Annotated in this window: 19 protein-coding genes and 1 pseudogene; 7 read left to right on the top strand and 13 right to left on the bottom strand. The window is 67.1% G+C overall.

All coding sequences use genetic code 11. The features are described from left to right. Window positions 1–18 precede the first annotated feature (18 nt). The 3 genes from CGU34_RS04070 to CGU34_RS04060 are packed head-to-tail and all read right to left on the bottom strand — an operon-like array spanning window position 19 to window position 3,728. Window positions 19–1,800, bottom strand: a complete 1,782-nt coding sequence (locus CGU34_RS04070; RefSeq protein ID WP_100813341.1) for a helicase HerA-like domain-containing protein — start codon at window positions 1,798–1,800, stop codon at window positions 19–21. Next, window positions 1,797–2,486, bottom strand: a complete 690-nt coding sequence (locus tag CGU34_RS04065; RefSeq protein WP_100813340.1) for a phosphatase PAP2 family protein — start codon at window positions 2,484–2,486, stop codon at window positions 1,797–1,799. Before CGU34_RS04065 ends, CGU34_RS04070 begins: the two co-directional genes overlap by 4 nt. A 12-nt stretch (window positions 2,487–2,498) precedes the next feature. Continuing rightward, the gene (locus CGU34_RS04060) at window positions 2,499–3,728 is read right to left on the bottom strand and encodes a multidrug effflux MFS transporter (RefSeq protein ID WP_100813388.1); all 1,230 of its coding nucleotides are present in this window, start codon (window positions 3,726–3,728) and stop codon (window positions 2,499–2,501) included. 258 nt (window positions 3,729–3,986) lie between these two features. Here CGU34_RS04060 and CGU34_RS04055 point away from each other — a divergent pair, with 258 nt between their 5' ends. Together CGU34_RS04055 and CGU34_RS04050 are read left to right on the top strand one after the other, a co-directional pair. Next, window positions 3,987–4,682, top strand: coding sequence for a DUF3105 domain-containing protein (locus tag CGU34_RS04055; protein ID WP_100813339.1), 696 nt, complete (start codon window positions 3,987–3,989; stop codon window positions 4,680–4,682). Window positions 4,683–4,685: 3 nt separating this feature from the next. Then, on the top strand, window positions 4,686–5,348 hold the full coding sequence (locus CGU34_RS04050; RefSeq protein ID WP_100813338.1) for a DUF305 domain-containing protein: 663 nt from the start codon (window positions 4,686–4,688) through the stop codon (window positions 5,346–5,348). A gap of 37 nt (window positions 5,349–5,385) precedes the next feature. On the opposite strand, the gene CGU34_RS04045 is transcribed toward CGU34_RS04050, so the two are convergent. The 5 genes and pseudogenes from CGU34_RS04045 to CGU34_RS04025 form a co-directional block, all read right to left on the bottom strand. Further along, window positions 5,386–5,838: a PPC domain-containing DNA-binding protein gene (locus tag CGU34_RS04045; protein ID WP_157811218.1), complete on the bottom strand. Its 453-nt coding sequence runs from the start codon at window positions 5,836–5,838 to the stop codon at window positions 5,386–5,388. 115 nt (window positions 5,839–5,953) lie between these two features. After that, a pseudogene (locus tag CGU34_RS17315) lies at window positions 5,954–8,139 on the bottom strand (HAD-IC family P-type ATPase). 91 nt (window positions 8,140–8,230) lie between these two features. Further along, the gene (locus CGU34_RS04035; RefSeq protein ID WP_100813336.1) at window positions 8,231–9,202 is read right to left on the bottom strand and encodes a carbohydrate ABC transporter permease; all 972 of its coding nucleotides are present in this window, start codon (window positions 9,200–9,202) and stop codon (window positions 8,231–8,233) included. Next, on the bottom strand, window positions 9,202–10,335 hold the full coding sequence (locus CGU34_RS04030; RefSeq protein WP_100813335.1) for a carbohydrate ABC transporter permease: 1,134 nt from the start codon (window positions 10,333–10,335) through the stop codon (window positions 9,202–9,204). The genes CGU34_RS04035 and CGU34_RS04030 overlap by 1 nt, the downstream gene beginning before the upstream one ends. 115 nt (window positions 10,336–10,450) lie before the next feature. Beyond that, a complete protein-coding gene (locus CGU34_RS04025; protein WP_370651753.1) occupies window positions 10,451–11,776 on the bottom strand; it encodes an ABC transporter substrate-binding protein in 1,326 nt (441 codons plus the stop codon). A gap of 277 nt (window positions 11,777–12,053) precedes the next feature. On the opposite strand from CGU34_RS04025, the gene CGU34_RS04020 reads away from it, so the two are divergent. Beyond that, complete coding sequence (locus CGU34_RS04020; RefSeq protein ID WP_100813386.1) at window positions 12,054–13,055, top strand: LacI family DNA-binding transcriptional regulator; 1,002 nt, start codon at window positions 12,054–12,056, stop codon at window positions 13,053–13,055. 96 nt (window positions 13,056–13,151) lie between these two features. On the opposite strand, the gene rplL is transcribed toward CGU34_RS04020, so the two are convergent. The 3 genes from rplL to CGU34_RS04005 form a co-directional block, all read right to left on the bottom strand. Beyond that, entirely contained in the window at window positions 13,152–13,541 is a 390-nt protein-coding gene (gene rplL / locus CGU34_RS04015; protein WP_100811881.1) for a 50S ribosomal protein L7/L12, read from the bottom strand. Window positions 13,542–13,592: 51 nt separating this feature from the next. Next, window positions 13,593–14,108 carry a 50S ribosomal protein L10 gene (gene rplJ / locus CGU34_RS04010; protein WP_100813334.1) on the bottom strand — a complete coding sequence of 172 codons (516 nt, stop codon included), beginning with the start codon at window positions 14,106–14,108 and terminating at the stop codon, window positions 13,593–13,595. 284 nt (window positions 14,109–14,392) lie between these two features. After that, window positions 14,393–15,418 (bottom strand): hypothetical protein, encoded by a 1,026-nt coding sequence (locus CGU34_RS04005; RefSeq protein WP_232711526.1) that lies wholly within the window; start codon window positions 15,416–15,418, stop codon window positions 14,393–14,395. 266 nt (window positions 15,419–15,684) lie between these two features. Here CGU34_RS04005 and CGU34_RS04000 point away from each other — a divergent pair, with 266 nt between their 5' ends. The 4 genes from CGU34_RS04000 (at window position 15,685) to CGU34_RS03985 (ending at window position 19,855) form a co-directional block, all read left to right on the top strand. Beyond that, window positions 15,685–16,368, top strand: coding sequence for a YqaJ viral recombinase family protein (locus tag CGU34_RS04000; protein WP_100813332.1), 684 nt, complete (start codon window positions 15,685–15,687; stop codon window positions 16,366–16,368). Between the two features lie 150 nt (window positions 16,369–16,518). Next, the gene (locus CGU34_RS03995) at window positions 16,519–18,186 is read left to right on the top strand and encodes an MDR family MFS transporter (RefSeq protein WP_440344730.1); all 1,668 of its coding nucleotides are present in this window, start codon (window positions 16,519–16,521) and stop codon (window positions 18,184–18,186) included. Beyond that, on the top strand, window positions 18,183–18,662 hold the full coding sequence (locus CGU34_RS03990; RefSeq protein ID WP_036302131.1) for a MarR family winged helix-turn-helix transcriptional regulator: 480 nt from the start codon (window positions 18,183–18,185) through the stop codon (window positions 18,660–18,662). The genes CGU34_RS03995 and CGU34_RS03990 overlap by 4 nt, the downstream gene beginning before the upstream one ends. A 173-nt stretch (window positions 18,663–18,835) precedes the next feature. Beyond that, entirely contained in the window at window positions 18,836–19,855 is a 1,020-nt protein-coding gene (locus CGU34_RS03985; RefSeq protein ID WP_440344729.1) for an NADP-dependent oxidoreductase, read from the top strand. Window positions 19,856–19,865: 10 nt separating this feature from the next. Here CGU34_RS03985 and CGU34_RS03980 read toward each other — a convergent pair whose 3' ends face one another. Both CGU34_RS03980 and CGU34_RS03975 read right to left on the bottom strand, forming a co-directional pair. Next, entirely contained in the window at window positions 19,866–20,102 is a 237-nt protein-coding gene (locus CGU34_RS03980) for a hypothetical protein (RefSeq protein ID WP_100813330.1), read from the bottom strand. Between the two features lie 47 nt (window positions 20,103–20,149). Further along, window positions 20,150–21,418 (bottom strand): IS256 family transposase, encoded by a 1,269-nt coding sequence (locus CGU34_RS03975; protein ID WP_100809674.1) that lies wholly within the window; start codon window positions 21,416–21,418, stop codon window positions 20,150–20,152. Window positions 21,419–21,534: the final 116 nt, after the last annotated feature.

The raw sequence follows: 21,534 nt of genomic DNA, 5'->3' as shown, positions 1-21,534 counted from the left end.
AGGTATTAGCGTCGGGAACTAACGCCGACCGGTTCCAAAGATCCCCCGGATGACTCCGCCCAGGATGGTCTGCGTCGCCTTCGATCCGAGCACCTGCTCGATGGTCGACTTCTGCGATCGCGAAGTCGAGGAGCGCGCCTTCTTCGTTGCCGCGGCATCCGCTCGCTCGATCGCGGCCCGCTGCTTGGCGAGTTCGGCGTCGATCTTCGCCTGGGCTTCGGCGGCGTCTTCTGCCATCTGTGCGGCGTGCGCCGCGTTCATCCGGGTCGCCAGGATTTCGCGAGCGGACTCGCGGTCGATCGCATCCCGGTATCGGGGCAGGAGCGCCGATGCCGCGATGGTCGACTCGATCACGGCTCCAGGGGCGGGCGACATCAACCCCAGTGGCGCGCGCAACCGCGTCCAGGCGACCGGCGACGGGGCACCCTTCTCGTTCATGACGGTCACGATCGCCTCGCCGGTGCCGAGCTCTTGCAGCACGCGCTCGAGGTCGTAGCCCGAGGTGGGATACGTGCCGACCGTGGCGCGCAGCGCCTTGGCATCGTCCGGAGTGAAGGCACGCAGCGCGTGCTGCACCCGCGAGCCGAGCTGCGCGAGCACGTCGCTCGGCACGTCCTTCGGGGTCTGGGTGACGAAGAACACCCCCACCCCCTTCGACCGGATGAGGCGCACCGTCTGGGTGATCGCGGCCAAGAAGTCCTTCGACGCGTCACGGAAGAGCAAGTGAGCCTCGTCGAAGAAGAAGACGAGCTTGGGCTTGTCGAGATCGCCCACCTCGGGCAGCAGCTCGAACAGCTCCGCGAGCAGATACATCAGGAACGTCGAGAAGAGCGCGGGGCGCTCGATCACGCCCGGAACCTCGAGCAGGCTGATCACCCCGCGCCCGTCGGGCGCCGTTCGCAGGAAGTCCGTCACATCGAACTCGGGCTCACCGAAGAAGACGTCGGCCCCGCCATCCGCGAACGTGATCAGCTCGCGCAGGATGACACCGGCCGTGGCCTTGGACAGACCGCCCAGCCCCTCGAGCTCGGCCTTGCCCTCGTCGCTCGTCAGATAGCTGAGCACCGAGCGCAGGTCGGACAGGTCGACCAGGGCCAGGCCGTTCCGGTCGGCGTAATGGAACACCAGTCCGAGGCTCGATTCCTGGGTCTGATTGAGGCCGAGCACCTTCGACAGGAGGAGGGGACCGAACCCCGAGACCGTCGCTCGCACGGGTACGCCCGAACCGACGCCGCCCAGTGCAAAGAACTCCGCCACGGATGCCTCGGGCCTCCAGTCCTGCCCGATCGCCGCCGTGCGAGCCAAGAGCTTCTCGCTCGACTCGCCCGCCACGGCGACCCCGCTCAGGTCGCCCTTGATGTCGGCCGCGAAGACCGGCACACCGTGCGCGGCCAGCTGCTCCGCGAGACCTTGCAGCGTTCGGGTCTTGCCCGTGCCCGTCGCCCCGGCCACGAGGCCATGCCGGTTTGTCATCGCGAGGGGGATGCGCACCTGCGCGCCCGGTACCGCCTCACCGTTGACCAGTGCGCCGAGATCGAGCGCAGCCTCGGCGAAGGAGTATCCCCGCGTGATGGTTTCGACCTGCTCGGCACTCAGCGGCCCGGCGCTCGCAGCGGGCGCAGCGGACGCAGCAGTCGATCCCGTCCCCGTCGTCGTCACGCCCAGCCGAGCGGCCGTTGCCTCGGCGTTAGCGAGCGCCGCCCGTGCCTGTGCCGCCGCAAGCTGCGCCTCTGCCAACTCGGCCTCGGCGCGGAGTCTCGCGAGTTCGACGGGGGAAACGTCCGGCGAGGGCTCACTCATGGGGTGAGCTTACCGACGCGCTCCCGTCCGGTGAGAGGGATGACTCGCGCGAATACGGCCGCCAGGATGAGCGCGGCACCCGCACCGGCGAGCGCTCCACCGAGCGTGTCGCTCAGCCAGTGCGCGCCCAGGTAGGTGCGCGAGAAGGCCATCAGCAGGACCCACGCAACTCCCGTGAGGATGACCCACAGGCGCGGGAAGATCACGGCAAACGCCACGGCGATCGTCGCCGCGTTCGCGACATGCCCCGAGGGGAACGATCCGAAGTCCGAGAACACGATGATCTCTTCGGGACGCGCGCGCCCGAACAAGCGTTTCAGGATTTGCACGACGAGCGCCGACGCCGCCGACGCCGCAAGGAAATACGCGGCCGCCCACCATCGCCTGCGGAGCGCGAACAGGCCGACAACCACGAGCGGGACGACCAGGATGCCGAACCAGCCGCCGCCCAGCCAGTTCATCGCGAACGACACCCAGAGCAGGAATGGGGTGCGACCGTCGGCCAGCCAACTCGCCCACAGGGCGTCGACCGTGAACGGGGCGTTGCCCCGGCCGACCGCGATCCACGCGCCGAGTCCGGCCGCCAGGGCGAGAAGCACGACACCCGTGATGAGCAGGGTTGTCGTGGTGCGTCTGGACGGTGCGGATGACGACGGTGCAGTTGGCGACGGGGCGGATGACGGCATCCGTCGATTCTGTCAGGGAGTGAGCGATTGCACCGAGCGTGGGCGCACGACCAGCCACAACCCGAGTACGCCGATCACCGAGCATCCGACCATCACGACGGCCATCGTGGTCGCCGTGATACCCGTGTCTCCGGCAATCCAGCCCACAAGCGGCGACACAAAACCGGCGACTCCGAAGTTGACGGCCCCGAGGATGGATGCCGCGGTACCGGCGGCCTTGCCGTGCCGGTCGAGAGCCAGGACCTGCACACACGGGAACGTGAATCCGCACGCCGTCATGAAGACGAAGAGGGGCACGAGGATGCCCCAGAGGCCCAGGCCGATCTGATCGGCGAGGATGATCGCGACGCCGGCGACGACCAGCGTCGACGTGGACCATGCCAGCACCCACTGCGGTCCATACCGGGCGGCGAGGCGCGAGGCGATCTGCACGCCGGCCACGAGTCCCAGCGAGTTCGCGGCGAAAAGGAGCCCGTACTGCTGCGCATCGAACCCGAACGACTGCTGGAAGAGGAAGGACGATGCGGAGAGGTACGAGAACAGGCCGCTGAACGTCATGCCTCCGATGATCAGCACGCCGAGGAACACGCGGTCGGTCAGGACGCTGCGATACCGCTGGCCCACGGTGGTGGACCCCAACTCGTGGCGCCGCGCGCGCGGCAGCGTCTCGGGCACCAGCGCGATCGCCGCCACGAGCATGACCGCACCGTAGATCGCGAGCACGACGAAGAGGCCGCGCCACGACATCACCAGCAGGAGCGCCGAGCCGATGAGGGGCGCGATAACGGGTGCCGCACCGCTGACGAGCGCAAGGCGCGAGAGCATGACGACAAGACGTCGACCGCCGAAGAGGTCGCGGACGATCGCCATCGCGACGACGCCGCCCGCCGCGGCACCCGCACCCATCACGACACGTGAGACGCCGAGCAGCATCAGCGTCGGGGCGATCGCGGCCGCCGCGCTCGCGAGCACGTGCAGCGCCGTCACGCCGATCAGGGGCAGGCGTCGCCCGACCTTGTCGCTGAGCGGGCCGACGAGGAGTTGACCGACGCCGAACCCGATCATCGTGCCCGTGAGGGTCAGCTGGATCGCGGCGGCGGTCGTGTCGAAGTCGGCCTCGAGCACCGGGAATGCGGGCAGATAGAGGTCGATCGTGAACGGACCGAGGGCCGTCAACGCCCCCAACAGGATGACGTAGACGATGCGACGGCCGGTCGAGATGCGATCGCCGGGGTGCAGCATGATCGGCGCTGTCGCGGGGTTCGGCCCGAGGGTACGGATGGCGCCGGTGGCGGAGTGATCGGGCACGAAGAAACCTCGGAAGAGACGGAGCGGTCGCGGAACCCGAAGAACGACGTCGCGGCATCGAATCGATTCGGTGACCCTATCCTACAGCTGCAGCGACGACGCCCAGCCCGCTCACGGATGCGGGCGAATACACTTGCAGCACACCCGCGCGCGAGCGCGACTCCCGACGCAACCCGAGCCGAGAGCCCCCGCATGTCCCCGAAGAGCACGAGCGGTAACCCCGCGAACAAGGCCCAGGCCGACCTCACGATCAAGCAGCAGCGTGAGAAGCGGCGGCAAGAGAAGCTCGCCGAGTATCAGCGCCAGGTCGCCAAGCGGCGCCGACGCGGTCTCATGTGGTGGATCGTCGGCGGGGTCGCCGCTCTCACGATTGCCGGCGTGGTCGTCGCATCCATCGTCTTCGCACCCGAGCCCGCACCCACCTTCGAGGCCGGGGGAACGGGCGCTCAGATCGAGGGTGTCGAGACGTTCACGAACGAAACCACGCACGTCGAAGGCGTCGTCGATTACGAGCAGTCCCCGCCCGCCGGCGGCCCGCACAACCAGGTCTGGCTCAACTGCGGCATCTACACCGAGCCGCAGCAGAACGAGTACGCGGTGCACTCCCTCGAGCACGGCGCCGTGTGGGTCACCTACGACCCCGCGCTCGTCCAGGGCGACGAGCTCGCGGCGCTCGAAAGCCAGCTGCCCTCGAGCTACGTCATCCTCTCGCCCTACGAGGGTCTCGACAGCCCGATCGTTCTGAGCGCCTGGAACGCGCAGCTGAAGCTCGACTCGGCCGGCGACGAGCGGGTCAGCGAGTTCTTCGAGGAGTACTGGCGCAACCAGAACGCTCCCGAGCCGAACGCGGCGTGCACGGGCGCGATCGACGGCCCCGGTAAGCAGTAGCGGATGACGGCGGAGCGGACGGGTCCCCCGCGCTGGCTGCTCATCACCCTGGCGGCCGTCGCCGTCGCCGCGCTCGCGTTCGCGATCGGCCGCTTCTCGACGTTCGGCGTGGCGGCCGAGGCATCCGCTCCCACGACCGACTCCGCAGAGGCTGGATTCGCGCGTGACATGCAGGTGCACCACGCTCAGGCAGTCGACATGGCCATGACGCTCTACCGCGAGACCGACGATGCCGACCTGCGGGCGCTCGCGTACGACATCGCCACGGCGCAGTCGGCGCAAGCGGGCGAGATGTACTCGTGGCTGGTCTCGTGGGGTCTGCCTCAGCGCGGTGGAACGCTGATGGCATGGATGGCCGACGATCCCGGCCACTTGGACCACGGTTCGTCCGCCGCGCCCGCGACCGAGGCCGAGCTGCTGCGCGATATGGGCATGGCGACCGAGGAAGAACTCGACGCGTTCGAGGCCGCTTCGGGCGTCGACGCGGACTGCCAATTCTTGACGCTCATGACGCGACACCACGAGGGTGCCATCGACATGGTCGATGCGGTCCTGCGCCTCGGGTCCGAGCCTCGGGTGCTTCAGGTCGCCCAGTCGATGAAGGACGTGCAGCAGTTCGAGCTCGACTCGATGGCCGCCGCCGCGCTCCGCCTGGGATGCTCGTAAACCTGCGGCCGACGAGGGCTTGACGAAAAAGTTTCACTCACTCGAAGAAGAGGCATCCGATCCCGTGCGCGCGAGGATCGACACGGAGGGTGAGTTCGGGAGACAGCACCTCTTGCACGACGACCTCCACCGTGTAGTGCACCTCGGCCGACAGCAGATGGCCGGCATAGGCGGCACCACCCGCGCTCTTGACGCCCGCCGCGACGTGGAGATGCACCCGTGCCGAACCGTCCTTCTGGGCGATCGAACCCGAGCCGATGCCCTCGAGATAGGCAACCTCGACCGACGTGGGCAGCGGCAGTTCCGGGTCCACGGTGTCGTCCCGACCCGCGATGAGTGTCACCGAACGGAACGCGCCGAAGAAGAGGTCGACGGTGCCCGCGCGGACTCCCGTTCGCGCACACCACTCGTCGAGGGCAGCGATGACCTCCTCGCCGGGCTCGAGAACCAGAATCCAGCGCCGCCCGAGCACGAGCTCCGTCTCGCGCACGTCAGCTGTCCAAACCGGCGAGTAGAAGAGCGTCGACCTCCGCGGCCCACACCGCGAGGTCAAGCTTCCCAGCGCCATGAATATGCAGTTCAGCGGTCGCCCACATAGATCACCCTCAGTCGTTTCCGGAGTTCAACCGACGCTCGGGAAGGCTCGTGAGCTGGCGGCGAATGTAGGTCTGCTGCACGGCACGGATGATGCCGATCAGCACGATGCCCACGGCACAGAGTCCGGCGATCAGCATCACGGCGACCTCGCGCGGCCAGACGAGCTGAAAGAAGTCGATCGCGATCGGCACATTGAGGATGATCGTGAGCCCGCCGATCATCGCGACGAGGATGGCGGCCTTGGTCCAACTGAGCGGCAGAGAGATCAGCGCCAGCACCCAGATACCCAGCACGGCGACGATGATGGTCGACCCCGTACGCAGCTCTTCAATGGGCACACCCCACAGATGCCCGGCGATGCGAGAGAACACGGTGAGGGCGAGGCCGACGACGAACCCCGCGGGAATGGCGAAACTCAGCGAACGCCTGAGGAAGCCGGGGATGTAGCGCTGCGTGTTCGGCAGCAGCGCCAGGAAGAAGGCGGGGATGCCGATCGTCAGGCCATCCGTGATCGAGAGCTGCCGTGGCAGGAACGGGATCTCCATGATCATGATGCCGAACAGGATCGCGATCGTGGTGGCGTAGGCGGTTTTCGTCAGGAACACCATCGAAACGCGTTCCATGTTCGCGATCACGCGCCGGCCCTCGGCCACCACCGCCGGCAGATGGGAGAACTTTCCGTCGAGCAGCACGAGCCGCGCGACAGCCTTCGTGGCGGCGGACCCGGAGTTCATCGCGATGCCGATGTCGGCCTGTTTGATCGCCAGCGCGTCGTTCACGCCGTCACCGGTCATCGCCACAACACGGCCTCGGGACTGCAGCGCGACGACGATGCCCTTCTTCTGCTCGGGCGAGACCCGGCCGAATACCGTGTGCTGGCTCAGCACGTCCGCGAGCGCATCGCTGTCCTCCGGCAGCTCACGCGCATCGAACCCGTGCGGCACGTCAAGTCCCAGGTCGCGCGCGATCGCGGCGACCGTCTGCGGGCTGTCCCCGGAGATGATCTTGACGTCGACGCCCTGCTCCACTTGCGCTTGGACGAGAACGGGATTTCGCGCTCCGCGACCAAGGCTGCGCCCGCGGGGAATCCTTCGGCGAGGCTCCGGGCGGTCGCGTTCGCATCGGGCGCGCGGCCGAACCAGCCGAGGGCGTCCCGCCAGCCCGTCGCGCGATCATCGAACGGGTACACCGCATCGAAGGCGATGTCGCCGTAGGTGAGCGTTCCGGTCTTGTCGAGACAGATGATGTCGACGCGGGCGAGGCCCTCCACCGCGGGGAGTTCTTGCACCAGAACCTTCTCGGCCGCGAGGCGCGCCGCTCCGACCGCGAACGCAATGCTGGTCAGCAGTACGAGCCCCAGCGGGATCATGGCAGTGATGACGGCGATCGAATCCACCGCCGCCTGGCGCCAGGACCCATCCGCGAAGGCTTCGTCCCACCCGCCCTGAACCTGCACCTGGGCGTTGGTGACCAGCAGTGCAATCGGCCCGATGCCCCACGCGACCCAGGCGAGCACCCTGTTGACGCCGCGCCGCAACTCCGATTGGACGAGCGAGAATCGCTTGGCCTCACCCGCGAATCTGTTCGCGTACGAGTCCGCGCCCACCTGCGTCGCCCGGGCATCGGCGCGCCCCGAGACCACGATCGAGGCGCTGAGGAGCTGCCCGCCCGGATGCTTGTCGATCGGGTCCGATTCACCGGTCAGCATCGACTCGTCGACCTGCAGTCCCTGCTCGCTCAGCACTTCTGCGTCCGCGGGCACCTGATCGCCGGCCCGCAGGACGAGGATGTCGTCCTGCACGACATCGGCGGGCGCTATCTCGGCCTCGACCCCGTCGCGCCGCACCCGCGCACGCGGGGCATTGAGCAGGGCGAGACGGTCGAGGGCGATCTTGGCTCGAATCTCCTGGTAGCAACCGATCAGGGCATTGAAGATCGCCGCGAGCCCGAACAGCGCATCCTGCCACCGGCCGAGTGCGAGCAACGCCGCGAAGCACGCGAACACGATCGCGTTGAAGAGGGTGAAGACGTTCGCGCGGATGATGCTCCACCAGGTGCGACTGGTGTCTGCATCGAATGCGTTCGTGCGCCCAGAGGCGACCCGCTCCGCGACATCCGCGGCGCTCAGGCCGGCTGCCGTCCGCCCCGCGCGATCGACTGCAGAAACGGTGGCCGGCGCATCCGGAACATCCATGGCACTCACCATATCGGCGGCATCCTCGAGTGCCCGGGTATGACGACGGGACGGGCGGCCCCCCGTTGCGCCGCCCGTCCCGTCCGCACAATCAGCCCTTCGTCGAGCCCGCCAGCAGGCCGCGCACGAAGAACCTCTGCAGCGCGAGGAACACGATCAGCGGCACGACGATCGCGATGAAGGCGCCCGCGGTGAGCAGGTACCAGTCCTGACCGCGGTTACCGGTGAGCTCGGCCAGCAGCTTCGTGATCGGCGCGACATTGCCGTCCGCGAAGATCAGGGCCACGAGCAGGTCGTTCCACACCCACAGGAACTGGAAGATCGCGATGGATGCGAGAGCGGGCACCGTCAACGGCAGAACGATCCGGAAATAGATCTGTCCGTGCCCGGCCCCGTCCACGCGGGCCGCCTCGATCACGTCGCCCGGGATCTCAGACGTGAAGTTGTGCAGCAGATAGATCGCCAGGGGAAGGGCGAAGATCGTGTGCGCGATCCATACCTGCGAATATCCGGACGCCCCGATCGCCTGGATCACCGGGACTCCGAAGATCGACCCCTGGGAGAAGAGCTGCAGAAGCGGGATCAGCGCCATCTGGATCGGCACGATCTGCAGCGCGAAGACGAACAGGAAGAGCAGGTTTCTGCCCTTGAAGTTCATCCACGCGAACGCGTACGCGGCGAGAGACGCGATCACGATCGGGATGACCGTCGCCGGCAGGGTGATCGCGATCGAGTTCACGAACGCGCCCGCCATGTTCAGCTGACTGTTGCCCGACTGCAGCGCCGTGCCGTAGTTGTCGAGGGTGAAGCCCCAGTTCTCGAAGATCGTCCACCACCCGGTGGTCTGGATCAACTCCCGGGGACGGAACGAGGTGATGAACAACCCGAAGGTCGGGATCGTCCACAGGATCGCGATGACGAGCGCGGCCACGGTCGCCCAGCGCGACGTCAAACGCTTCTTGGTGCGGCCGAGCATCTCCCGCTCGACCTTGCGCTCACCGCGCGAGAGCTCTTCGCGAGCCTCCTTGTCCAGCGGCAATTCGACCGGTTGTACCGCGCTCATCAGCGCACCTCCCTCTGCTTGGAGAGCTGTCTTGCGTTGTAGATGATGATCGGCATCACCAGGAGGAACAGCACCACGGCGAAGGCGGCGGATCGGCCCGTCTCGAAGCTGCGGAACTGCGTGTACATCTCATTCGCGATGACGGAGGTGCCGTTGGCCCCCGCCGTCATCGTGCGGACGATGTCGAAGACCTTCAGCGACGCGATGGAGATCGTCGTCAGGACGACGATCAGCGAGGGGCGGATCGCCGGCACGATGACGTTGATGAAGCTCTGCCATCCATTCGTGCCGTCCAACTGCGCGGCCTCGAGCTGCTCGGCGGGAACGCCCTTGATGGCGGCGGAAAGCACGACCATCGCGAAACCCGTCTGCACCCAGATCAGCACGACGATGAGGAACAGGGTGTTCCACGGCTCGGCGGCGAGGAAGTTGATCGGCTGCCCACCGAACCACACGATGATCTGGTTGAGGAATCCGATCTGATTCTGATCGTCGGGGCGCGCCGTGTACATGAAGCGCCAGATGATCGATGCACCGACGAACGAGATGGCCATCGGCAGGAACACGAGGATCTTGTAGTACTTCTCGCCGCGGGTCTTGTCGATGAAGTAGGCGTAGGCGAGACCCGCGATCGTCGAGACGATCGGGGCGACAAGCACCCAGACGATCGTGTTCAGGACGGTGCGGATACCGTTTTCGGTCGAGAAGATCCACGCGAAATTGTCGAGACCGACGAACGCCGTGCCGCGCGAGTTCATGAATGCCTGCACGATCGTCTGGATCGACGGGACCACGAGTCCAACGATGAGCAGGATGAGCGCGGGGCTCAGGAACCCGACGAGCTGGAACAGGTATCCCGCGCCGGACTTCGCGCGCATGTCGAGCCAGAAGAAGAGCAGTCCGAGCACACCCGCGGCGAGGATCGCCCAGGTGTAGGACTGCAGCACCCACAGCACGATGAGCGGGATCAGGATGCACGCCGCGAGGCGAATGATGGTGTACTTGCGGCCCTTCCGAGGGGCTATTTCGATGAAGAAGAGCAGGAGACCGATCACCACGACGAACGCGCCGATGATGATGGGAATCTCCAGCCAGGGTGAGAGGGTGCTCAACCACTGCAGGAAAGCGGCCACGGGAATCCTTTCGAGTGCTTCGTTGAACTCGGGGCGGGGCGCGAACGCTCAGCCTGCCCTCAGAGTACGGAGGTGGGGCCGCCCCTGAATAGGGGCGGCCCCGGATTCCTTCCGGTCAGCTGGACGGCCAGCCGGCTTCGATCTGTTCGAGCACGGTCTGTGTCGGAGTTCCGCCGACCCAGTCCCGCATTCCCGCGAAGAACGTTCCCACACCGACAGCACCGGGCATCAGGTCCGAAGCGTCGAAGCGGAACGTCGTCTCGGGGTCCTGCAGCAGCTCGATCGCGGCGACCAGGATCTCGCTCGACGCGTTCTCCGGGTCGAGTCCGTTGTTCGCCGAGATCACGCCACCGAGCGCGACGCGGCTGTTGGCCCATTCGGGGCTGGACAGGTACGCCTGTACCTGCTGCACGGCCTCGCGGTCGCTGAACGCGCCGACGATCTCGCCGCCACCGGTCACGACCGAACCCTCGGCACCTTCCTCGAAGGGAGGCGTCAGGAACGCCCAGATGTCGCCGTCTTCGGCCACTGTGCCGCCGGCGTCCACGATGAACCCGTCGTAGAACGAAGCCTGGTGGTGGAGCAGGCAGTCACCCGCGACAAGCGCCGTGGCCGGGTCGCCGAACGGCGTCGTGCCGATCGACTGGACGTCGCCGTAGCCGGCGTTGACATAGTCCGGGTTGAGGATGATCTTGCCGACCTCGTCGAACGCCGACGCGATCTGCGGGTCGGTGAACGAGATCTCGTTCGTGACCCACTGGTCGTAGACGTCCGTGCCCGACTGACGGAGCACGACGTCCTCGATCCAGTCGGTGCCCGGCCATCCGGTGGCCGCGTCCGAACCGAACCCGACGCACCAGGGCGCGGCGCCGGTCGTCGACTGGATCTCTGCCGTCAGGTCGAGAAGTCCCTGCCACGTGGTGGGGACCTCCCAGCCGTTCTCGGCGAAGGTCGCGGGCGAGTACCAGACCCAACCCTTCACGCTGGCCATGAGGGGCGCCCCGTAAAGGGTGCCGTCCACGGTGCCGTACGCGGCCCAGTCCTCGGACCAGTACTCCGCGACGTTCTCCTGGACGCTCTCGGGCGCGGGCACGAGGTATCCGCGGTCCGCCATGTCTGCCAGGAGCCCGGGCTGCGGGAAGATCGCGAGGTCGGGCGGGTTACCACCCTGGGCACGAACCGCGATCTGCGCCTCGAACTCCTGAGAGGCTTCGTACTCGATGTCGATGCCGTTCTCTTCTTCCCACTCCGCCCACGATTCGTTGAGCAGATCGGCCTCGGTGTTGCTGATGGTGCCGTAGACCGTGACGACGTTGTCGTCGCCGCCGTCGCCACCGCCGTTCGATTCCCCGGGTCCGCCCGTGCAGCCGGCGAGCGTGAGGCCGCCGATCGCGAGCATGGATCCCAGGACGAGGATCCTGCCCCGTCGCATTGTCTTCATCTGGTCCTCCTCATCGAGTGCGCGCGTAGTCGCGCCGAAGAATCGTCCGGTCCATACGGGCCTTGGAACCGATTCCATCACCACCGTAGATGACTCCAGACCGGCCCACAATCGACACAAAGTCACGACTCGATAACCCTCAAGAATTGAGCAATTTGCGCCGTGATATGGTCACCCTGAGGGTCTCGATCTCCCTGCTCGCCGTCGCATGCCGTATGGAAACGATTCCTTCACCGAGGCTATCCGCGCCTCCGCGGGCTACATCAAGGGAGATGCGATGAGCGGTATCGCCGATGTGGCGAGCCGGGCCGGCGTGTCGAAGGCCACGGCCAGCCGGGCGCTCACCGGCCATGGTTATGTCGCACCGGAGACTCGCGAGCGGGTTCAGCAGGCAGCGCGCGACCTGGGATATGTCGCGTCGAGCAGCGCCGCGAGCCTGGTCACGGGGCGGACTCACACGATCGCCCTCGTCGTACCCCGGGTCGGGCGCTGGTACTTCGGCGAGATCATCGAGGGAATAGAGCGCTCGCTCATGCGGTTGGGTTACGACCTCACGCTTTACGTGGCCGAGCCTGACTCGCGCGACCGGGACCGCCTGTATCGGCATTTCCTGGCCCGCAAGCGATTCGATGGGGTGATCGCCGTTGCACTCGAGCCCGACGATTCCGATCTCGAGAGCCTGGTCGGATTTGCCAAACCCACCGTCTGCATCGGCAACACGTTGGCGGGGATCGTCACCCTCGGCATCGACAATGTCGCCATCGGTCGCATGATCACGCAGCACCTGCTGGCGCTCGGCCACACGAGGGTCGCCTTCATCGGCGCGACGCCGGAGGGCGACCCGCCTGCCCGCGATGTCGACGACCGACAAGAGGGCTACGTCCAGGCCATGCGTGAGGCGGGGCTCCCGGTGACGGTGCACCCCTCAGCCCTCACCATCACCGCGGGCTATTCCGCCGCGACGTCCGCCCTCGCTGATGCCGACGCCCGCCCGACGGCAATTGTGGGGGCGTGTGACGAGGTCGCGATCGGGGCGATCATCGCCGCTCAGCGCCTGGGGATCGCCGTCCCCTCGCAGTTGAGCGCAATCGGCGTGGATGGGCACGACTATGCGGAGATGTTCGCCCTCACCACGGTCGAGCAGGACCCGTGTCGTCAGGGCGAAGATGCGGTCGCGATGCTCATGTCGATGATGGACGGCACCCAACCCCCCGAGCGCACGACCGCTCCCGCCCGTATGGTGATGCGCGCGTCGACGGCGGCTCCGCCAAGCACCTGACGTACCCGGGCACGCAGAAAGCCCCGGATGCGGACATCCGAGGCTTTCTGACGGGAGACGATTTCGGGGCGTTGAACGCCCGTCGATCGTTCCGAATTACTTGAGGGTGACGGTTGCGCCGGCCTCTTCGAGCGAAGCCTTCGCCTTCTCGGCGGCTTCCTTGGTCGCGCCCTCGAGCACAGCCTTCGGGGCACCGTCGACGACAGCCTTCGCCTCGCCGAGACCCAGGCTGGTCAGCTCGCGAACGACCTTGATGACCTGGATCTTCTTCTCGCCAGCAGCCTCGAGGACGACGTCGAAGGAATCCTTCTCTTCGACCTCTTCAGCAGCGGCACCCGCGCCACCGGCGGCGGGGCCGGCCACGGCGACGGGAGCAGCGGCGGTGACCTCGAAGGTCTCCTCGAACTTCTTCACGAACTCGCTGAGCTCGATGAGCGTGAGCTCCTTGAACGCGTCGAGCAGCTCCTCGGTGGTGAGCTTTGCCATGATGTTTCTCCTTGTGTTGGTTTTACGTGCTTGCCGCGCCTGACCCGAGGGTCAGGCTGCGGATTCCTGCTTCTCACGCAGCGCGTCGACCGTGCGAACGGCCTTCGACAGCGGTGCGTTGAACAGATAGGCGGCTCCGAACAGCGAGGCCTTCATCGCGCCGGCGAGCTTCGCCAGCAGGACTTCACGGCTTTCGAGGTTGGCGAGCTTGCCGACCTCTTCCGCAGTCAGGGGGTTACCGTCGAAGTAACCGCCCTTGACGACCAGAAGAGGGTGTGCCTTGGCGAAGTCGCGCAGGCCCTTCGCAACGGCGACGGGGTCGCCGTGCACGAACGCGATGGCGGACGGGCCCTGAAGCTCGTCATCCAGCGAGGAGATCCCGGCCTTGTTGGCCGCGATCTTGGTCAGCGTGTTCTTCACCACGGCGTAGCTGGCGTGCTCACGGATGTTGTTGCGAAGCTCCTTGAGCTCGGCAACCGTGAGCCCGCGGTATTCGGTCAGCAGTACGGCGGTCGAGCTCTCGAAGTTCTTCGTGAGTTCGGCAACCGATGCGTCCTTCTGCGCCATGGCCACTCCTTGTGTGTACGAGGGGCCCCGCGATGGCGGGACACCGGCCACAGAAACCGGTTCCGCACATGAAAAAAGCTCCGGCGCAAGCGCACGGAGCTGGACGACCCTCTCGGGCTGTGTCGTTCGTGTCACCTGCGCGGGCCCCTGCATGTGCAGAGCTTCGATTGCCATGCGCTTGCGCGCACGCCAATGACCAGCGGTCTGTGGTTACCCCCAGGGTACGCCATCCCCGCATCCGCGCCAAATCTTGCGAGTCCGCCGGTTGCCAACGAGGCAGCCCGTTATTGCCCGTACGCAAGGGGACGTCTCGGCAACAACAGGCGGTCTCGCCGATCCGGCAGCGCGACCCCGAAGCTCGCGAGCCGCGCAGCCAGTGCCTCCGGTGACGCCGCGTGCGCGCTGCCGCCACGTAGGACACGTTTGCCTGTGGTCCCACGAACCCAATCCTCGCGCTGCTTCTCCGCGAGAAGTACCTGTTCGAGGGTGCGTCCAGACCTCATCGCTTCGTCCGTGTACTTGGTCTCACCGTCGCACTCGTAGAAGGCACCGGCCTCATCGAGCTCGATATCCATCCAGAACCATCCGTCCTTCGGCGCCCGCACCGGAACCTGCAGCCGAGGGGCGCGAAATCCGAGGCGGCGTAACTGCAGCTTGGTGATGCTTTCTAGAGGCAGCTGCGAGCGACCGTCGATCACCTCGATCAGCATGCGCGCGTGTCGGATGCCGCGCACACCTCGTGCGGCATCGATGCGCGCCGCCATCTCTGCCAACCATGCTTCGGCGGCAGTCGCGTCGTATTCGCGGGGGTCGCCACCGATGCGACCGAGCTGCGCGTCGGCGCACGCAAGCGCGACCTCTGCGCTCGCGTGCCGCGCCAAATCGTAGATCGTGCGCTCGGGGGACGTGCAGAGGATGCCGCCAATGTCGATGACATCTGCATCGTTAACTCTGCCCTGATGCCGGATGGTCCCCGCAACCGTGCGGCGAGCGACATCGGGGTACAGCGTGTGAACTCGATCGACGACCACGCGATGCAACGGAAGCCCATGCACCGCGGCAGCCGACGTGAACGCGAACACCGGGGGGACGCGTGCGCCATCGTTCACCGCAACGACGTGAGCGAGGTGTCGAGACGCGGGCCACAGTTCCCGCCACTCCGCGCCCGCCATGTACCACCCTCTCCGCACGCGGTGGAGCTGCCCTGCCGCAACATCCCGTTCGATCCGTCGATCGGACCATCCGTCAGCCATCAGCTGCTCTCGGGTGAGGAGCAGGCGCCGGGCTGCAGGGATGTCGAGGGTTCGCATCGCCATAGGATCGCGCCGTGGTATCCCAGCCACGCCCATCCGCCCTCGATTTGCGCTGTGGGGCTCCCCCGCGCACGCTGTGGAGGAACAGGATGCCCCATCGAGACCGCCGGGTATTCACGAGCCCGCCCCTTATTCGCCGGCAAGAACGGGCGGAGTCGGCACGAACCGGCGGACTCGCCGGACTTCGGCGCGGGGGCGTCTGGGGCGGGCCTCGTCCGCGTGCCGGGGCGGGGCGCGGGACGCCGCGGGGTTAGGGTCGATTCGTGCTTCCCGAACTCGCCGCCCGCATCGTCGCGGACTCGCGCGACCGGGTGGCCTGGGTGCGGGCACGTTCCCGCGGCATCACCGCGACCGACGTCGCGAGCCTCACGAGCGAGAACGCGATAGCGAAGGCCGCAGACGCCAAGCTCATCGGAACGCGCTTCAGCGGCAATGCCTTCACCGACCACGGCCGAAAGCGCGAGCCCGAGATCGCGGCGTGGGTAGCCGCAACCCACGGCATCCTCCCCTCCTCGGCCCTGTTCCACGCGGTCGCGGAGAGGCGGCACCTCGCCACTCCGGACGGCGTTGCCACGACGCCCAGCGGATCGATCACGCTGGCCGAGATCAAGACCACGAACAAGGCGTGGCGATCCATCCCCCGCTCGTACATGCGTCAGATCTGGTGGCAGCAGCACGTGCTCGGCGCCGAGCGCACACTCGTGGCGTGGGAACAGCACGACGGCTTCGTGCCGATCGGCGACGAACCCCGCTGCGCGTGGGTGGACCGCGACGACCGCGAGATCGCCCGCCTCATCCGCCTCGCTGATGCGCTGATCGACGAACTGCATCGCCGCACCACACGACCCGCAACGCCTCCCCCGGTACGAACGCTCGAGTTCGTCGAAGAGCGGATGCCTCGCGTCGCCCCGCGGCAGCCGTTCCGCGCGCTCGCCCTCGCGGACTGACGCACTCCTCCCTCGGCCTCCGGATCATGGGGCCGGGCGCCGGCGTGCGCCCGCGCGATTTAGTTGACTTTACTCAACGAAGATATATAGTTGACTTTACTCAACTTTCGCGCCACGCCTCGTGGTGCTCGCTCCGCAGGAAAGGGCCCTATGGCCACCTCGACTTCCGCGTCCACCGACGCCGCACCACCCGCTCCGATGTCGCGACGAAAGGTCCTGGAGGCCCTCTCCGGGCTGCTGCTCGGGATGTTCGTCTCGATGCTCGCGGCCACCGTCGTATCGACGTCGCTCCCGGTCATCGTGCACGACCTGCAGGGCGACCAGACCGTGTTCACCTGGGTCGTCACCGCCACCCTTCTGACCACGGCGATCTCGACGCCGATCTGGGGCAAGCTCGCCGATCTGTTCGACCGCAAGCTGCTGATCCAGTTGGCTCTCGCGCTGTTCGTGCTCGCGACCGCTGCGGCGGGCTTCTCGCAGGACGCCGCCACCCTGATCGCGTTCCGCGCCGTGCAGGGCCTGGGCGCCGGTGGACTCGCCGCCCTCAGCCAGGTGTTGATGGCCGACATCATCAGCCCGCGCGAACGTGGCCGCTACATGGGGCTCTTCGGCGCCGTGATGGCCCTGGCCACAGTCGGCGGGCCGCTCCTCGGCGGATTCATCACGGACGGAATCGGATGGCGGTGGAACTTCTTCGTCGCGATCCCGTTCGCCATCGCCGCCTTCGTGATCCTGCAGCGCACCCTGCACGTACCGCGCGTTCGGCGCGGCAAGGTCCGGATCGACTACCTCGGAATCGTCCTGCTCTCGACCGCCGTGTCGCTGCTGCTCGTCTGGATCACCAACGCCGGCAAGAACTACGACTGGTGGAGCGTCGAGACGGGGCTCATGGTCGGCGGGGTCGTCGTCGCCACCGCCTTGTTCATCGTGGTCGAACTGCGCTCGCGCGAGCCGCTCATCCCGCTCTCGCTGTTCCGCAACCGCACCTTCACACTCTCGGTGATCGCTTCGATCGCGACGGGGCTCGCGATGTTCGGGGCAGCCGTGTTCCTGGGCCAATACATGCAGATGTCGCGCGGCGCGACTCCCGCCGAGGCCGGACTGCTCACGATCCCGATGATGGGCGGGCTGTTGGTGACCTCGATCCTCATCGGCCAACTCATCAGTCGCTTCGGCCGCTGGAAGGCGTACATGATCGGCGGCGCCCTGTCGCTCATCGCCGGCTCGGTGCTGCTCTCGACGCTGCACTACGACACCCCGTACCCCCTCGTCGCGCTGTACATGTTTCTGCTCGGCGCGGGCGTCGGCGCAACAATGCAGAACCTCGTGCTCGTCGTGCAGAACACGGCCAAGCCCGAAGAGATGGGCGCCGCGAGCTCCGGCGTCACGTTCTTCCGGAGCCTGGGCGGCACGATCGGCGTGTCCGTCATGGGGGCTGCGCTCGCGTCGAGCGTGGCCGACGGCTTCGTCCGGTACCGGGATGCGATCGGTGCCGCACTCGCCCCGCTCGGCGACGCGGGCCTCGCGGTTGCAGCTCAGCTGCAGTCCGGCACGCTCCCCGCGGTGAACACCCTTCCCGACGGCGTTCGCGTCATCGTCGAGGACATCTACGCACAGGGCATCGCGCACTCGTTCCTGTTCGCGGTCCCACTGGCGATCATCAGCTTCATCGCGATCGTCTTCCTCCCCAATCGGCCGCTGACCCGCATGACCACGACCGAGCGGCTGGCCGCGGGCGAGGCGGATCTCGCCACTTTCACCGCGAGCGAGGGCATGGAGTCGATCCCCGCGTCGGGGAAGGGTACCGTCGAGCGATGACCGATCAGCCGCAACGCGTCTCGAACCCGGACTGGCACGAGGCGGTGCGGGAGCTCGAATCGGAGTTCGGTGAACTCTCGGTACGGATGCGTCAGGTCATGGCGGCCCGCGCCGACAGGCTGAGCCCGGGAATGCTGCCCGGCGCGTACAAGGTGTTCACAACGATCGTCAAGCACGGGCCGATCAGTCCCTCCGTGCTCGCCGAGACACTCGTCGCCGATAAGGGCCAGGTGAGCCGGACGGTGCGCGAGCTCGAGCAGGCGGGCCTGATCGAGCGTGCCGCAGATCCGGCAGACGGCCGCTCGGCGCGACTGACGGCGACGCCAGAAGGTGTGGAGCGGCTCGCAGCCGCCCGGAGCGCCGACCCGCACGCCCTGCACGATCGACTCGCGGACTGGGACGTCTCAGACATCCGAACCCTGACGCGGCTGCTCCGCGCGGCGTCGACCGGCGAAACCCCGTCCGGCTCCGCCTGACGACCCGTATGGCGTAGCGGCACGTTAGCACCTGCGTAACACCGTCGAGACAATCCCCGGCTTTACTGGGACCAGTCCGATCCTCGGGGCAATAGCGCCCCCGGGCCAGGTGTGCATCATGCCTCATGTGCACGCGTGCCGGTTTGCAGGATCGCGCAGAATGGAGCACCGCCATGGCAGTTCGCCCCCCACGACCCGCGGGAGCGCCCGCCGAGGCGCCAAGCGTTCCGGACACGATGCGCGCCGTCGTGTTCGACGAGCCGGGAGACGCGGATTCGTTGCACCTCACCGAGGTCGCCACCCCGGCTCCCGTCATGAGCGAACTGCTCGTGCGGGTCGTCGCCGCGGGCGTGAACCCCATCGACGCCAAGACGCGCTCGGGTCGTGGCGTGTCATCAGCGATCGCGTCGTACCCCGCGGTCCTCGGTTTCGACTTCAGCGGGATCGTCGTGCGTGCGCCCTTCGAGACGCACCCCCTTCAGCCGGGTACGCCCGTATACGGCATGGCGGCGTTCCCCCGCACGCCCGGCAGCTACGCGGAGTATGCGGTCGTGTCCTCACTCTCGGTCGCCAAGATGCCGACGGGCCTCTCTCACGTGGAGGCCGCGGGTGTGCCGCTGGCCGCGCTCACCGCCTGGGGCCTCATCGTCGAAACTGCGCACGCGCACGAGGGCCAGCGGATCCTGATCCACGCGGGCAGCGGCGGCGTCGGACACTTCGCCGTGCAGTTCGCGTCGTATTTCGGCGCGCACGTCACGGCGACGGCGTCGGGGCGGAACGCCGCGTGGCTGCGTGAACTCGGAGCATCCGTCGTCATCGATCACACCTCGACGAAGTTCGAGGATGTCGTGGCCGACGTCGATGTGGTGATCGACCTGGTCGGCAACACGCTCGACGCCACGGGCAGCCGCTCGCTCGGGGTCCTGCGGCGGGGCGGACTGATCGTGAATGTGCCGACGGGAAGCTGGCCGACGTTCGAAGAGGATGCCGCGGCGGCGGACGTCCGCGCGTCCACCTACAAGGTGATCCCGGACGGCGGGGCACTCGCGACGATCGCTCGCCTGCTCGCCTCGGGATCAGTGCAGGTCTACATCGACCGCGTGTTCGAGCTGGGGGACGCCGCCGAGGCGCATCGCGAGATCGAGGACGGCCACACGCGCGGCAAGATCGTGCTGCGCGTGAGCGACGACTAGTCAGGCCGCCTCACGCTGGGCTGAGCGCCCGCCGCGCCTCGTCGACGACGACGCGGGCAACGCGGTCGAGCAGGGGTGATCGCAGATCCCACTGCTGCCAGAAGAGCGGCACGTCGATCGGATCGCCCTCGAGCACCACGATCTCGCCCGCGGCGATCGGCCCATCCGCTTGCAGGGGCGGGAGCATTCCCCACCCGAGTCCCGACCGCACCGCGGCCGCGAAGTCGTGCGATGCGGGGACGGTCAAGTCCCGTGTTGTGGTGTCAATCCGGCTGCTTCCTTGATGGGTGAGGGTCAGGCGGTGAGGAACAGGTCGGGGCGCTCAGGCTCGGCGTGGTCTTGGAGTGTGTGGACGAGTTTGCGCATGGAGATGTCGGAGAGGTAGCGGCGTTCACCGTATTGCCATTCCTCGTGCTGCTCCTGCAGGACGGCGCCGATGAGGCGGGTGACGGAGTCGCGGTCGGGGAAGATCTGCACGACGTCGGCGCGGCGTTTGATCTCACGGTTGAGGCGCTCGATCGGGTTGTTGGACCAGACCTTCTGCCAATGCTCACGCGGGAGCGGCGCGAATCCGGTGAGGTCTGCTTCGGCAGCATTGAGCATGTCTGCGATCTCCGGGAACGACCCGCGGAGGGACGTGGAGACCTGGTGATACTGGGCGATCACGGCCTCGGGGGTGGTCTGCGCGAAGATCGTCGAGATCAGCGCGTTGACGGGCTTGGAGCGTGCCGATCCGAGCTTCTGGGTGACGTTACGAGCGAAGTGGACGCGGCATCTCTGCCAGCCCGATCCGGGGAGGATCGCTTTGACGGCGGCTTTGATGCCGGCGTGAGCGTCGGACGTGACGAGGGTCACGCCGAGCGGGTCTGTGTCGGTGGAGACTTTCAGACCGCGGTCGCGGAGGGAGCGGAGGAACTCGGTCCAGAAGTCCGTCGTCTCCGCGTCGCCGAGAGCCATCCCGAGGATCTCCCGACGGCCGTCGCCGCTGACCCCGGTCGCGACGATGAGGGCTTGGGAGAGAACCCGGCCACGGTGGCGCACGTCGAGGTAGGTGGCGTCCAGGAACAGGTACGGGAACCAGGTGTGATCGAGCCGGCGGTGCAGAAACTCGTGCACCACCTCATCGATCTCGGAGCAGATGCGGGAGACGGTGGACCGGCTGATGCCGGTGTCGTTGCCCAGCGCGCGGACGAGCTGGTCGACCTTGCGGGTGGAGACTCCGTCGATCCAGGCCTGGCAGATCACCGCGTAGAGCGCCTTGTCGACACGGCGGCGTGGGCTGAGCAGGCTCGGGAAGAACGACCCCTCCCGCAGCTTCGGAATCTGAATGTCGACCTCCCCCGCGGGCGTGGCGAGCGTCTTCGCGCGAGCACCGTTGCGACGCGTGGTGCGCTCCGCCGTGCGTTCGTAACGGGCCGCGCCGATCTTCGCGGTCGCTTCCGCGTCAACAAGGTCCTGCAGCCCCGCCTGCAGCATCCGACGGAACACGTCGGAATGGGCGAGGTCAGGATCGGCGAGGACTTCTGCGATCAGGGTCGTCAAGGCAGACTGATTCTGGGTCATCGTGGGATCTCTTCTTTGCTTCTTGGCGGAAACAACTGGTCATCCCACGATGGCCCTCCTACGTCAACGACGACGAGAACCCCGCAGGAATTGACACCAAGCTACGAGACGCACCC

This window comes from Microbacterium lacus (assembly GCF_002812805.1).
GTDB classification, from domain to species: Bacteria; Actinomycetota; Actinomycetes; order Actinomycetales; family Microbacteriaceae; genus Microbacterium; species Microbacterium lacus_A.
The sequence above is the reverse complement of the archived record's forward strand: the minus strand, read 5'-3'. Positions and strand labels throughout refer to the sequence as shown.